This window comes from Streptomyces sp. NBC_00252 (assembly GCF_036187565.1).
Lineage (GTDB): Bacteria > Actinomycetota > Actinomycetes > Streptomycetales > Streptomycetaceae > Streptomyces.
Genome location: NZ_CP108087.1, coordinates 8,230,339 through 8,244,143, shown reverse-complemented (window position 1 = coordinate 8,244,143; position 13,805 = coordinate 8,230,339). Strand labels below are relative to the sequence as shown.

At 72.2% G+C, this 13,805-nt stretch carries 11 protein-coding genes; 5 read left to right on the top strand and 6 right to left on the bottom strand.

Translation table 11 applies throughout. The features are described 5' to 3' along the window. The first annotated feature begins 42 nt into the window (after positions 1-42). Positions 43-1,284, top strand: coding sequence for a cytochrome P450 family protein (locus OHT77_RS36625; protein ID WP_328832648.1), 1,242 nt, complete (start codon positions 43-45; stop codon positions 1,282-1,284). A gap of 74 nt (positions 1,285-1,358) precedes the next feature. Then, positions 1,359-2,531 carry an alpha-hydroxy-acid oxidizing protein gene (locus OHT77_RS36620; RefSeq protein ID WP_328832647.1) on the top strand — a complete coding sequence of 391 codons (1,173 nt, stop codon included), beginning with the start codon at positions 1,359-1,361 and terminating at the stop codon, positions 2,529-2,531. Between the two features lie 8 nt (positions 2,532-2,539). Here OHT77_RS36620 and OHT77_RS36615 read toward each other — a convergent pair whose 3' ends face one another. Continuing rightward, a complete protein-coding gene (locus OHT77_RS36615; RefSeq protein ID WP_328832646.1) occupies positions 2,540-3,958 on the bottom strand; it encodes an RsmB/NOP family class I SAM-dependent RNA methyltransferase in 1,419 nt (472 codons plus the stop codon). Between the two features lie 400 nt (positions 3,959-4,358). Beyond that, a complete protein-coding gene (gene fmt / locus OHT77_RS36610) occupies positions 4,359-5,303 on the bottom strand; it encodes a methionyl-tRNA formyltransferase (protein ID WP_328832645.1) in 945 nt (314 codons plus the stop codon). A 265-nt stretch (positions 5,304-5,568) separates the two neighbouring features. Between fmt and OHT77_RS36605 the strand changes: the two genes are divergently transcribed. Then, positions 5,569-6,138, top strand: a complete 570-nt coding sequence (locus OHT77_RS36605) for a hypothetical protein (protein ID WP_266766933.1) — start codon at positions 5,569-5,571, stop codon at positions 6,136-6,138. A 312-nt stretch (positions 6,139-6,450) separates the two neighbouring features. On the opposite strand, the gene OHT77_RS36600 is transcribed toward OHT77_RS36605, so the two are convergent. Together OHT77_RS36600 and OHT77_RS36595 are read right to left on the bottom strand one after the other, a co-directional pair. Next, positions 6,451-8,595, bottom strand: coding sequence for a primosomal protein N' (locus OHT77_RS36600; protein ID WP_328832644.1), 2,145 nt, complete (start codon positions 8,593-8,595; stop codon positions 6,451-6,453). Positions 8,596-8,656: 61 nt separating this feature from the next. Next, positions 8,657-9,157 (bottom strand): TetR/AcrR family transcriptional regulator, encoded by a 501-nt coding sequence (locus OHT77_RS36595; RefSeq protein ID WP_328832643.1) that lies wholly within the window; start codon positions 9,155-9,157, stop codon positions 8,657-8,659. 98 nt (positions 9,158-9,255) lie between these two features. Here OHT77_RS36595 and OHT77_RS36590 point away from each other — a divergent pair, with 98 nt between their 5' ends. Together OHT77_RS36590 and OHT77_RS36585 are read left to right on the top strand one after the other, a co-directional pair. Then, a complete protein-coding gene (locus OHT77_RS36590; RefSeq protein ID WP_328832642.1) occupies positions 9,256-10,152 on the top strand; it encodes an ABC transporter ATP-binding protein in 897 nt (298 codons plus the stop codon). Continuing rightward, positions 10,142-10,903, top strand: a complete 762-nt coding sequence (locus OHT77_RS36585) for an ABC transporter permease (protein ID WP_328832641.1) — start codon at positions 10,142-10,144, stop codon at positions 10,901-10,903. Before OHT77_RS36590 ends, OHT77_RS36585 begins: the two co-directional genes overlap by 11 nt. 165 nt (positions 10,904-11,068) lie before the next feature. Here OHT77_RS36585 and metK read toward each other — a convergent pair whose 3' ends face one another. Further along, positions 11,069-12,277, bottom strand: a complete 1,209-nt coding sequence (metK, locus tag OHT77_RS36580) for a methionine adenosyltransferase (protein ID WP_328832640.1) — start codon at positions 12,275-12,277, stop codon at positions 11,069-11,071. 239 nt (positions 12,278-12,516) lie between these two features. Then, positions 12,517-13,719, bottom strand: a complete 1,203-nt coding sequence (gene coaBC / locus OHT77_RS36575) for a bifunctional phosphopantothenoylcysteine decarboxylase/phosphopantothenate--cysteine ligase CoaBC (RefSeq protein WP_328832639.1) — start codon at positions 13,717-13,719, stop codon at positions 12,517-12,519. Between the last annotated feature and the right edge of the window lie 86 nt (positions 13,720-13,805).

The following is a 13,805-nucleotide window of genomic DNA, read 5'->3' as shown; positions in this document are numbered from 1 at the left end:
GCACGAAACCACACCACCCACCCCACGCACCGAGGAGCCCTCGTGCCCAAGCGCCGAACCGTCGTGCTCGACCCCTACGGCCGCGCCGTCCCCGAGGAGGCCGCACGGCTGCGCGCCCTCGGACCCCTCGTCCCGGTGGAACTCCCCGGCGGTGTCCCCGCCTGGGCCGTCACCCGGTACGAGTTGCTGAAGTCGCTGATGCTGGACCCGCGCGTCAGCCGGGACGCCCGCCGCCACTGGGCCCTGTACGACAAGGCCGTGGGCGAACCGGGGTGGGCCTGGCTCTACAGCTGGACCAGCATCGTCAACATGCTCAGCACCTACGGCGAGGACCACACCCGGTTACGCAAACTCGTCGCCCCGAGCTTCACCCGGCACCGTACGGAGGCGATGCTCCCCCGGGTGCGGGAGATCACCGCGGGTCTGCTCGACGCGATGGCGGAGGTCCCGGCGGGCCAAGTCGTCGATCTGCGGGCGGAGTTCGCGCATCCGCTGCCGATGCGGATGATCTCCGATCTGTTCGGTGTGCCGGAGCGGATGCGGGCCGCCGTCGCGGGGCTCATCGAGGGAATCATGGACACGACCGGTACTCCTGAGCACGCGGCGGAGGTCTTCGAGCAGATCGTGACGGTGCTCCCGGCGCTGATCGCGGAGAAGAGCGAGCACCCCGGCGACGACCTGACGACCGAGCTGATCACGGTCCGGGACGAGGGCGACCGGCTCTCCGAGGAGGAGTTGATCCACACGCTGCTCCTGGTCATCGGCGCGGGGTTCGAGACGACGGTCAATCTGATCGGCAACGCCGTGCACGCCCTGCTCCGCCACCCCGACCAGCTGAAGCAGGTGCTCGCCGGACAGGTGACCTGGGACCAGGTGATCCAGGAAACGCTGCGCTGGGCCCCGTCGATCGCCAACGTGCCGCTGCGGTACGCCGTTTCCGACATCACGACGGCCGACGGTACGACGATCCGCGCCGGGGAGGCCATCCTGACGACCATCGCCGCGGCGGGGCACGACCCGGAGCGCTTCGGCCCCGACGCCCATCTGTTCGACGCGGCCAGGAACGCGGACGGCCATCTCGCCCTGGGCATCGGCGTGCACCGCTGCATCGGTGCCCCGCTGGCCCGGATGGAGACGCTCACCGCGCTGCCCGCCCTCTTCGCGCGCTTCCCGGGGATCGCCCTCGCGGTGGAGGACGACGAGCTGGAGCAGGTCCCGTCGTTCATCGCGCAGGGCTGGCGCGAGCTGCCCGTGCGACTCACCCCCGCAACACCCTCCGGCTGACCCGGGGTGCGAGAATCCTGCAGTTCACCGGCTTCGGCAGCGGGCAGGACACCTCAGCGGAGAGGGAGATGGCAATGGGCACGGGACAGCCGTTCGGCTCCTACCAGAACGAGATCTACCTGAACGGGCTCGGCGGCATCGTGCCGTCCTACCCCATGGCCTTCGAGGAGTTGGAGGACCGGGCGAGCTCCGCGCTGCCGCCCTCCGTGTGGTCGTACGTCGCGGGCGGGGCCGGTGACGAACGCACCCAGCGGGCCAACGTCACCGCCTTCGACCGCTGGGGCCTGGTCCCCCGCATGTTCGTCGGCGCGGCCGAACGCGACCTGTCCGTCGACCTGTTCGGGATGCGGCTGCCCTCCCCGGTGTTCATGGCCCCGATCGGCGTCATCGGCCTGTGCGCCCAGGACGGCCACGGCGACCTGGCGACCGCGAGGGCCGCCGCGCGCACCGGAGTTCCGATGGTCGCCTCCACGCTGACGGTCGACCCGCTGGAGGAGGTGGCCGGCGAGTTCGGGGACACCCCGGGCCTCTTCCAGCTCTACACCCCCACCGACAGGGACCTCGCCGCGAGCCTCGTCCACCGCGCGGAACAGGCGGGCTACAAGGGCATCGTGGTCACCCTGGACACCTGGGTCACCGGCTGGCGCCCGCGCGACCTCTCCACCGCCAACTTCCCCCAGCTGCGCGGCCATTGCCTCGCCAACTACACCAGTGACCCGGTCTTCCGCGCCCGCCTGGCCCGCACCCCGGAGGAGGACCCGCAGTCCGCGGTCCTGCTCTGGACCCAGCTCTTCGGCAACCCCCTCACCTGGGACGACCTCCCCTGGCTACGGTCCCTCACCGACCTCCCGCTGATCGTGAAGGGCATCTGCCACCCGGAGGACGTCCGCCGCGCGAAGGACGGAGGCGTGGACGGCGTCTACTGCTCCACCCACGGCGGCCGCCAGGCCAACGGCGGCCTCCCCGCCCTGGACGCGCTCCCGGCCGTGGTCGACGCGGCCGACGGTCTGCCAGTCCTGTTCGACTCGGGCGTCCGCAGCGGCGCCGACATCGTCAAGGCGATCGCCCTGGGCGCCACCGCCGTAGGAATCGGCCGCCCGTACGCCTACGGCCTCGCCCTCGGCGGCACGGACGGCATCGTCCACGTACTCCGCTCACTCCTCGCGGAGACCGACCTGATCATGGCCGTGGACGGCTACCCGACCCTGGCCGACCTCACGAGGGAAGCGCTCAGCCGCGTCGCCTGACCCGTGGGTCACCCGGTCCGGCGGATGAGCGCGAGGTACATCGCGTCGGTCCCGTGGAGGTGCGGCCACAGCTGTACGTCGGGACCCTCGCCGAGCGCCGGGACATCGGGCAACAGCGGGCGGGCGTCGATCAGTTCGGTCTGCGGGAACTGCTTGAGGACGTCCTCCACGACGGCGCGGGTCTCGGCGAGATGGGGCGAGCAGGTCGCGTAGCCGACGACCCCGCCGACCCGCACGGACTCGAGCGCGGTACGCAGCAGATCACGCTGCAGCGGCGCGAACCCTTCCAGATCCTGCGGCCGACGACGCCAACGGGCCTCGGGGCGACGGCGCAGCGCGCCGAGTCCGGTGCAGGGCACGTCCATCAGCACCCGGTCGAAGGTGCCGGGCCGCCACGGCGGCCGGGTCCCGTCGGCGGCGATGACCTGGTACGGCCCCGGGTTCCCGGCGAGCGCCTTGGCCACCAGCCCCGCCCGGTGCGGCTGCTTCTCGGAGGCGAGCAGCACGGCACCGCGCTCGGCGGCAAGGGCAGCGAGCAGCGCGGCCTTGCCGCCGGGGCCGGCACACCCGTCGAGCCAGTACCCGTCGCTTCCCTCCAACGGCGCGTTGGCCAGCGCGAGGGCGACCAGCTGACTGCCCTCGTCCTGCACCCCCGCCCGCCCCTCCTTCACGGCGGCGACGGCTCCGGGCTCGCCGCCCTCGCTGAGTCGCACGGCGTACGGGGACCAGCGCCCCGGCACCGCGGCCTCCTCCTGGAGCAGTTCCTCGGTGGTGGACCGGCCGGGCCGGGCGACCAGGGTCACCTCGGGCCGTTCGTTGTCGGCCTCCAACAAGTCCTCGATACCGGCACGCCCGCCGCCGAGCGAGTCCCACAGCGCGGAGACGACCCAGCGCGGGTGCGAGTGCACGATGGCGAGGTTGTCCTCGGGGTCGTCGTCGTAGGGCGGCGCGACCTTCTCGATCCAGGTGTCGAGGTCGTCGTGGGCGACCTTCCGCAGCACGGCGTTGACGAACTTGGCCCGCCCGTCCCCGAGCACGACCCGGGCGAGCTCGACGGACGCGGACACGGCAGCGTGCGTCGGGATCCGCGTCCCGAGCAACTGGTGCACCCCGAGGCTCAGTACGTCCAGCACCGGCGGGTCGACCTCGCGGAGCGGCCGGTCGACACACGCGGCGATGATCGCGTCGTACGTCCCCTGCCGCCGCAGCGTCCCATAGACCAGCTCGGTGGCCAGCGCCGCGTCCCGCGCGTCGAAGTCCCCCTTCTCCCGCGCCTTCCGCAACAGCGGCGGCAACACGAGATTCGCGTACGCGTCCCGCTCGTCCACGGCCCGCAACGCCTCAAAGGCGAGAAACCGCACAGGATCCTTCTGCGGCCGACGGTAGGGCCTGCCGGTCTTACGGGGTCGCGGGGACTGCTCACTCACGAAAAAGGTGCTCCGGATTTCTGCCGAGATGTGGGTTCAGGGTACGTCGGGGTGAGGAATTCTTCGGGTCCCGGGGTGCCGCAGCTCCAGGCTTGCCGAGGTCCCAGGACGCCGGAGACACCATGGATCGCGAGGTTCCTGAGGCGCCCTGGATCCGAAGGCGCCGTGCATCCGAGGACTGCCTCAGCTCCCGGTTCGCCGGGAACGGGGACTACCGGGGAACCGGGGCCGCCCCGGGTCCCGGAGTGCCAGGGCCCGCCGCCCCGGACGTACCCGCGTGCCCGGCATCCTGGGGAACCAAAGGCCCCGAGCAACCCGGAAGGCACCAGGCGTCCCACGGGCCCCCGAATTCCCGCAAGCCCCACAACCACCCAGGCCCCCGGCAACCCCAGGCGAACCCCTAAGCCGCCCCGCCCGCCCCCACGCTCTCCCCCGCCCCGATCCGCGCCCCCCGCGCCCAGTCCGCCGCGCGCATCGGCTTCTTGCCCTGAGCCTGGACCCACAGGAGCTCGACGGCGTACGAACCGGTGCCCACGTAGACGTTGTTCTTGCCGACGGCCAGCTCACCGGGCGCGAGGTCGGTCCGGTCGGGCACAGGCACGGCCTGGATGAGCTTGAGGCGTTCGCCACGGAACACGGTCCAGGCGCCGGGGGCGGGCGTGCAGCCGCGCACCACCCGGTCCACCCGGAGGGCAGGTGCCGTCCAATCCACCTGCGCGTCCTCGACGTTGATCTTGGGCGCGAGGGTGATGCCGTCGTTCGGCTGCGGTACGGCCTTGAGGGTGCCGTCCTCGATGCCGTCCATCGTCGCGGCGAGCAGGCCCGAGCCGGCGAACGCGAGCCGGGTGAGCAGGTCGCCGCTGGTGTCGGTGGGGCGGATCTCCTCGGTGACGGTGCCGTAGACCGGCCCGGAGTCGAGGCCTTCCTCGATGAGGAAGGTGGAGGCTCCGGTGATCTCGTCGCCGGACATGATGGAGTGCTGCACAGGCGCGGCACCCCGCCAGGCGGGCAGCAGCGAGAAGTGCAGGTTGACCCAGCCATGGGTGGGGATGTCGAGGGCGACCCGGGGCAGCAGGGCACCGTAGGCGACGACGGGACAGCAGTCGGGGGCGATCTCCCGCAGCCGCTCCAGGAACTCCGGATCGCGCGGCCTGCCGGGCTTCAGCACCTCGATGCCCGCCTCCTCGGCCCGCTCGGCGACGGGACTCGCGACCAGCCTGCGCCCACGCCCGGCCGGCGCGTCGGGCCGCGTGACGACGGCGGCCACCTCGTGCCGCCCGGAGGCGATCAGGGCGTCCAGGGCGGGAACGGCGACCTCGGGGGTACCGGCGAAGACGAGCTTCATGGGAGGGTTCGGGCCTCTCGGGCGGAGGTGGGCGGGCAGCGCACCAGTCTATGGCGCGCCCCGGCACCGGCGCCCGGCGGCTCACATCCGTCAACTCGCCGACACCCGCAGCGCACACCGGTCCGGCGGGGGCGTACGCATATGCCCCTACGCCCCCTTCGCGTGACCAGCGGAGCGCACAGGCGTTGGTCAAGAAAGAGTTGACCTCCTTGGGCCGCATTCGCGCGGCCCGATCCTTTTCAACGCCGGTTCGAGAGGCTTGTTCATGGCCGACCACGCAACCCACGACGCCCAGGCTCGGGCCAGCCTGCACTTGCTGGTGCGGGACATCGAGCGGGTCCGCCGGCAGGTGGACGCACTGCGCACGCTCACCGCCCAGCTGGGCAACGTCTACCGTCCGCGCCGCTCGGGCCCCTCCACGGGCTTCGTCGTCTACGGACGCGCTCCCGCCCCGACGGTCCGTCTCGCGCAGGAGTTGCGGGACAGTGTCGAGACCCTGGTCACGGCCGCCGTGGACTTCGACCGCTCACTCGGCTTCTCGTGGGACGCGGTGGGCTCGGCCCTCGGGGTCACCAAGCAGGCCGTGCACCGCCGCTACGGCGCCCGCCGCGCCGCGACCCAGGCCGCGGCCGACGCCGAGCGCACGACGGAGGCGGCGACGACCCGCCCGGTGGGCGTCAACACGGGCCTCCCCACCATGCCCGCGCTGCCGACCATGCCGACCCTCCCCACGGTCCCGGCGGCCCGCTCCATGCCGACCCAGCCCACGGCAGGCAGCCCCACCCTCCGCGACGAGGCCAGGCCCACAGCCTTCCCGGGCCCCCGAAACGGCTGACCCCACCCACCCCACCCTTCACCAACTCCCCCTGCCTCCCGGCCAAAACCCGGGAGGCAGCGCCATGCGCCCCCGAGGCACGGGTTGCGTTAACCGGCGAAAGCCCATCTTCGACAACCAGCGAGCCCCACACCCACCGGCGAACAGCCGACCGCCAACGCCGAGAACCCCCTACGCCGAGGCCCTCTCACCCACCAGCGAACGCCCGGCCGCCGACGGCGAGAACCCCGACGGCAAACGCCCACCTCTCAACAAACGCTGAACGGGCGGTGCGTGGGTGGGAGACCCCCCGAGGCCGAAGGCCGAGATCCCTCACCCGATATCCGGCGGATCAACCCGCACCCGCACCACATCCCCCCCACCCCGAGCCATGCGAGCAGCCTGCGCCGCCTTCAACGCCGCAGCCAACGCCCCCCCACTCCCCGGCCGCACCCGAATCAACGCCCGCTCCCACCGCTCCCCCACCGGAGGCCCCCCCACCCGCCGAGCCCCACCCCCCGCAACCGGCACCGAAACAGGCCCCAACACCTCAGCATCAGCAGGCAGTTCGACAGCGGCGAGAAACTCCGCCACAGCCTCCGCACCCCCCGCCACCGCAGCCATCCGGGACACCGGCGGAAACCCCAACTCCCCCCGCTCGGCAAGCTCCCGCACCGCATGCCCCACGGGATCCCACCGCACAAGCGCCTGCACAGGCCGCAGCGTGGGTTCCGCCACCACGACCACAGTCCCCCCGACGCCCTGAGGCCGCACCAGCGCCCCCGCCGCGATCCACCGCCGCAACGCATCCTCCCCGGCCCGCAGATCAGGCCGCCCGAGCATCGCCCACCCGTCGAGCAGCAACGCCGCCGCATACCCCCCGTCGGCAACCGGCTCGGCCCCCGGCGTACTCACCACCAACGCGGGCGTCCCCGGCACGGTGTCGAGCACCTGCTCCCGCCCGGACGTCCGCACCGGCACCGCGGGAAACGCCCGCCCCAACTCCTCCGCGGTCCGCCGCGCCCCCACGATCTGCGCCCGCAACCGGAACCCCCCGCACTCGGGACAGTGCCAGGAGGTCTCCTCGACCCCGCACCACCCACAGCGCAGCACGCCCGCGTCCTGCCCCTCCAACGGCCCCGCACAATGCCGACACCGCGCGGCGGCCCGACACTGCGCGCACGCCATCCGCGGCACATACCCCCGCCGAGGCACCTGCACCAGCACGGGCCCGTGCTTCAGCCCCTCCCGCACGGCCTGCCACGCCAACGTGGGCAATCGCGCGGCCCGAGCGGCCTCGTCCCGCGCCAAGTCCCCGTCCCCCACGGTCCGTACGAGCGGCGCGGCCAACCGCACCTGGTCCCGCGACGCGACCAACGGCCGGGCCCACCCGCTCTCCACGAGCTGCGCGGCCTCGACGGTGCAGCTCCAACTCCCCAGCAGGAAACCGCACTTGTCCTGAGCGGCCCGCAGCAACAGGACCTCCCGCGCATGCGGCTGCGGCGCGTGCGGCTCGCTGTGGCTGCCGTCCCCGTCGTCCCAGATCACCACGAGCCCCAGATCCTGGACCGGCGCGAACATCGCGGCCCGGGTCCCGACGACCGCCCGCACGGCCCCCCGCCGTACGGCCAGCCACTGCCGATACCGCTTCTCAGGCCCGGCATCGGCGGTGAGCACCGCGTGCCGCCCCTCCCCCAGCAGAGCGGTCAGCGCGGCATCGACTCTCCCGGCGGCCCGCCCGTCCGGTACGACGACCAGCGCCCCCCGCCCCGAGGCGAGCGTCGCGGCGACGGCCCGGGCGATCTCCTCGCTCCACTCAGGCCCGGGCAGCGCGTTCCACACAGCCCGCGGCGCACCTCCCGAGGCCAGCGCCTCCAGGAACCCGGCCCCCCGCTCGTACCGCGCCCAGGACCCCGCCTCGGGCACCTCGGGCGGCGGCAACGGCGCGGGCGACGCCTTCTGCTCGGCCCGGGCACTGCGCGGCGGCACGGCGAGCTGCAGCACATCGGCAAGGCTCCCGGCGTACCGATCGGCGACGGCCCGCGCCAGCCCCAGCAACTCCGCGCTCAGCACCGGCTCGGGCGACACCACCTGAGCCAGCGCGGCGAGTGGCCCGGAGTAGTCGGACTCGGCCAGCCGCTCGATGAGGAACCCGTCGATCAGCCCCCCGCCCTCACGCCGCCCGTCCCGCACCCGATGCCGTCCGGCCCCGAACCTGACCCGCACCCGCACCCCGGGCTGCGCGTCGGCGTCGAGCTCCTCGGGCACGGCGTAGTCGAAGTACCGGTCGAGATGCAGCACGCCTTTGTCGACCAGCACCCGCGCGACCGGCAGGTCCCCGGCCAGCGCGGCCCCCCGCCAGGTCCGCGGCTTCGCCTTGGGCCGCTTCGCCTGCCGCACACTCTCCCGAATCAGCGCAAGCTGCTCAGGCGGCGCACCCTCCGCCCCACCGTCCCGTTCCCCATCAGCGCTGCTCACCCTTGCATTCTTACCAAACGCGACTGACAACGCCCGAAGGCCGCCGCCCGCACATGATCTTCTAGGCTCCGGCGAGGGCCTGGACGATGAGTTCCTCCGCGAAGGCCATGTCCTCGTCCGGGTCGCCGTCCCGGAACCGCCCGCCGGCCTCGGATGCGGCGAACCCGAGCATGAACGTGGACAGCAGCCGCTCGGCCCGCGGAATCCGCTCCTCCGGGAGACCGGCGGCGCGCAGGGCGTCGTAGACCGCGTTGCGAGGTCCGACGGCCTCCGGGGTGACCGCCGGGCGCTGGAAGAGCAGCAGGAACAGGTCGGGGTGGCGGCGGGCCGTGGCGCGCATGCTGTGGGCGAGCAGGCGCAGTTGCTCGCGCCAGTCGGCTCCGGGGCCGGGCACCTCGATCTCCAGCAGCAGCCGTTCCACGAGGCCGTCGAGGAGTCCCTGTTTGTCGCCGACGTGCCGGTAGAGAGTCATCGGGTTCACGTCGAGTTCCTGCGCGACGGCCCGCATCGTGACGGCCGGCAGCCCTTTTCGGGTCGCCAACTCCCATGTCACGTCGAGCACTTGATCACGACTGATCCGCCGTGGCGTCACTTGACATCCTCCCTCGAAGCTACGTATACACAGTATACGTATACGTTGTATATATCGAGGGAGCAGCCATGCTGACCGTCACCGGCCTGCGCAAACGATGGGGTCCCGTCCAGGCCCTCGACGGCTTCGACCTGCGGATCGAGCCCGGCGAGATCTGCGGCCTGATCGGCCACAACGGCGCGGGCAAAACCACCTTCGCCCGCATAGTCGCGGGCCTGGAACGCCTCGACGCAGGCACGGTCGTAGCGGCCGGGGCGAACCTCGCCACCGCCCCACGCTCCGCCCGCCGCCTGATCGGCCTGGCCCCCCAGGAACTGGCCCTCTACCCGACCGCCACCCTCCGCGAGAACCTCCGCCTCTACGGCGGCCTCGCGGGCCTGCGCCGCGCCGAACTCCGCGCCGAACTCGCCGCCGTAGCCGAGGCGTTGGCCCTCACCGACGTACTCGACCGCCCGATCGCGACCCTCTCCGGCGGCCAGCAGCGCCGCGCCCAGGCGGCCACGGTCCTCCTCCCCCGCCCCCGCGTCCTGCTCCTCGACGAACCCACCGTCGGCGCCGACCCCACGACCCGGGAAGCGCTGCTACGACTCGTCAGGACCCGCGCCGACGAAGGCGCCGCGATCTGCTACACCACGCACTACCTACCGGAGTTGGAGCACCTGGACGCCACCCTCGCGGTCGCCGCGTCCGGCCGGGTGATCGCCCGCGGCCACCGCGCCGACCTCCTGGACGGCCTCCCCGGCGAGGTCACCGTGACCTTCACCGGTGCCGTACCCGACCACCTGGCCCGGCCCTCGACTCCCCCTGGGGAACTGCGCTTCAGCGCCACCGACCCGGCACAGGCCCTCGCCCGGCTCCTCCGCGACCTCGGCCCCGACACGGCCAAGGTCCGCACGGCCGCCATCCGCGAACCGTCCCTCGACGACCTCTACCGCAGCCTCGCGGAGACCCACGATGCGGCCTGAACCGGCGACAGCCGGGCCCACCCCGGCCCGCCACACCTGGGTCATGACCCGCCACACCCTCGTCCTGCTCCTCCGCGACCCGGGCACCCCACTCGCGTACACCGTCATGTCCCTGGTGCTCCTGAGCGTCCTCCACCCGGTCTACGACCGCCTGGCGACCCCCGGCACCTCGGGCATCGTGCAGGCCGCTCCGGGCATCGCCGTGATGTTCACCCTGCTCGCCTTGGACGTCGCCGGCCAGCTCCTGCTCTCCGAACGCACCTGGCACACCTGGGACCGCCTGCGCTCGAGCCCGGCGTCCCCCTCGACCATCCTGGCCGGCAAGGCCCTGCCGCTGATCGCACTGTTCCTGACCCAGCAGGCCGTCCTGTTCCTCTTCGCGACGGCGCTCCTCGGCTTCCCTCTCACCGCAGGCACCTGGCGCCTCCCCCTGATGGCCCTGCTCTGGGCAACCTGCGTCACCGCCTGCGGCCTGGCCCTCGGCGTCCACGCCCGCAGCCAGGGCCAGTTGGCCGCCGCCTCCGACATCGGCGCCCTCACCATCACCTGCCTCAGCGGCTGCCTGGTCCCCCTCACCGTCCTCCCCCACTGGGTCTCCACCGTGGCCCCCGCCACCCCCGGCTACTGGGCCCTCCACGGCTTCCAGGCAGCAGTCACCGGCAACACCGCCGCCTACACCCACGCGACGGCCGTCATCACGGCCATCACAGCGACCGCCTTCCTGATCTCGGCCCGCGCCATCCGCCGATGACCCGCCCGAGCTTGAGTCCGACTCCGGCCAAAACCACTGGGTGTCTGGTCGACCCGTACCTGTTCGCGGAACGCCTGATCAACCTCGCCCCCGCCCACGGCAACACCGAGGCCCGGCTCCCCCAAAGGGAAACCGGGCCTCGCGAAGCCTGTGTGCAGCGCGGAACTACAGCCCCGCGGCCTTCCGCAGGGCGTCCACGCGGTCGGTGCGCTCCCACGTGAAGTCGGGGATCTCACGGCCGAAGTGGCCGTACGCGGCGGTCTGGGCGTAGATCGGGCGCAGCAGGTCCAGGTCGCGGATGATCGCGGCCGGGCGCAGGTCGAAGACCTCGTCGATGGCCTTCTCGATCCGGTCCGTGTCGACCTTGGCCGTGCCGAACGTCTCGACGAACAGGCCCACCGGCTCGGCCTTGCCGATCGCGTACGCGACCTGCACCTCGCACCGCGAGGCGAGGCCCGCGGCGACGACGTTCTTGGCGACCCAGCGCATCGCGTACGCCGCCGAACGGTCCACCTTGGAGGGGTCCTTGCCCGAGAACGCGCCGCCGCCGTGACGGGCCATCCCGCCGTACGTGTCGATGATGATCTTCCGGCCGGTCAGGCCCGCGTCGCCCATCGGCCCGCCGATCTCGAAACGGCCGGTCGGGTTCACGAGCAGGCGGTAGCCGTCGGTGTCGAGCTTGATGCCCTCCTCCACCAGCGCCTTCAGCTCGGCCTCCACCACGAACTCGCGGATGTCGGGAGCGAGCAGCGACTCCAGGTCGATGTCGGAGGCGTGCTGCGAGGACACCACCACCGTGTCCAGGCGGACGGCCTTGTCGCCGTCGTACTCGATGGTGACCTGCGTCTTGCCGTCCGGGCGCAGGTAGGGGATGGTGCCGTTCTTGCGGACCTCGGAGAGGCGCTTCGACAGGCGGTGCGCCAGGAAGATCGGCAGCGGCATCAGCGTCGGCGTCTCGTCCGTCGCGTAGCCGAACATCAGGCCCTGGTCGCCCGCACCCTGCTTGTCGAGCTCGTCCTCGTCGCCCTCGACACGCTTCTCGTACGCCGTGTCGACACCCTGCGCGATGTCCGGGGACTGCGCGCCGATCGACACCGACACACCGCAGGAGGCGCCGTCGAAGCCCTTCTTGGAGGAGTCGTAGCCGATCTCCAGGATCTTGTCGCGGACGAGCTGCGCGATGGGCGCGTAGGTCTTGGTGGTGACCTCGCCGGCCACGTGCACCAGGCCGGTCGTGATCAGCGTCTCGACGGCGACCCGGGAACTCGGGTCCTCCCGCAGAAGCGCATCGAGAATGGTGTCGCTGATCTGGTCAGCGATCTTGTCGGGGTGACCTTCGGTCACGGACTCCGAGGTGAACAGGCGACGGGACACAACGCTCCCTGAGGTTGCAGCGGCTGCTGGCTGATCATTGGCGGACGGGACGGGAGCTGCGCCCGACGTCGTCCGAGAACAGTTTATCGGTCGCGGTCGACAGACGGTCCCCCTGTCTCGCCTCTCGGGAAACGCTGTGACCTGCGGCACGCGCATTTTGCCGAATGGCGTGTGCCGTTGGCCAGAGCCGCCACGCACCAATGTCAGGTTTCGGCGAATCGACAAGTGGCTGAAACAAATCAGCTGAGCCGCTGTGCCACCAGGTCCCACACCGTCTCGGCCAGGGCTTCCTTCGGACCGTGGGGGACGGCGGTCTCACTGCCGTCGGCACCCAGCACCACCGCCTCGTTCTCCTCGGAGCCGAACGTCTTGCGCTCTCCCACCTCGTTCACCACGAGGAGATCGCACCCCTTGCGTGCCAGTTTGGTACGGCCGTTGGCGAGGACGTCGTCCGTCTCGGCGGCGAATCCGACGACGACCTGTCCGGCGCGGGCCCGGTCGGCGGAGATCTCCGCGAGGATGTCCGGATTCCGCACCAGGACGATGGGGTCGGGTTCCTTGTCGTCCTTCTTCTTGATCTTCCCCGCCGCGTACTCCGCGGGGCGGAAGTCCGCGACCGCCGCCGCCATGACGACCGCGTCCGCGTCCGCGGCGGCCTTCAGCACCGCCTCCCGCAGCTGTACGGCGGTCCCGACCGGGACGACGTCGACTCCCGCCGGGTCCGGCAGGCCGGTGTTCGCCGCGATCAGGGTGACCCGGGCGCCCCGGGCGGCGGCGGTGCGCGCGAGGGCGTAGCCCTGCTTGCCGGAGGAGCGGTTGCCGAGGAAGCGGACCGGGTCCAGGGGCTCGCGGGTGCCGCCCGCGCTGACGACGACGTGCCGGCCCTTGAGGTCGGGCTCGGTGACGCCCCGTGCGAGCACCCGGCGGCAGACCTCGAAGATCTCGGTGGGGTCGGGCAGCCGGCCCTTGCCGGTGTCGACGCCGGTCAGCCGGCCGACGGCGGGCTCGATCACGACGGCGCCGCGGCGGCGCAGTGTCGCCACGTTCTCCTGGGTGGCCGGGTGTTCCCACATCTCCGTGTGCGTGGCGGGCGCGAAGACGACCGGACAGCGGGCGGTGAGGAGGGTGTTGGTGAGGAGGTCGTCGGCGAGGCCGTGGGCCGCTTTCGCGAGCATGTCCGCCGTGGCCGGGGCCACGACCACCAGGTCGGCGCTCTGGCCGATGCGCACGTGCGGGACCTCGTGGACGTCGTCCCACACCTCCGTCGAGACGGGGTGCCCGGAGAGCGCGGACCAGGTGGCCGCGCCGACGAAGTGCAGGGCGGACGCGGTGGGGACGACGCGGACATCGTGGCCCGACTCCGTCAGTCTGCGCAGCAGCTCACAGGCCTTGTACGCGGCGATGCCACCGCTGACCCCCAGAACGACCTTGGGCTTGTCCACCGTCTCTCCCCGAGTTCGGAAACGTGCGTGCGACTCGTGCGACCCGTACGACTCCATGACACACCACAGGCCCGGCAGTCGCGCTG

What these genes read in the sequence shown, in the direction of transcription:
- OHT77_RS36620 (WP_328832647.1), top strand. Translation starts at nt 1,359, where the DNA reads ATGGGCACGGGACAGCCGTTCGGCTCCTACCAGAACGAGATCTACCTG.
- fmt (WP_328832645.1), bottom strand. Translation starts at nt 5,303, where the DNA reads ATGAAGCTCGTCTTCGCCGGTACCCCCGAGGTCGCCGTTCCCGCCCTG.
- OHT77_RS36605 (WP_266766933.1), top strand. Translation starts at nt 5,569, where the DNA reads ATGGCCGACCACGCAACCCACGACGCCCAGGCTCGGGCCAGCCTGCAC.
- OHT77_RS36590 (WP_328832642.1), top strand. Translation starts at nt 9,256, where the DNA reads ATGCTGACCGTCACCGGCCTGCGCAAACGATGGGGTCCCGTCCAGGCC.
- OHT77_RS36585 (WP_328832641.1), top strand. Translation starts at nt 10,142, where the DNA reads ATGCGGCCTGAACCGGCGACAGCCGGGCCCACCCCGGCCCGCCACACC.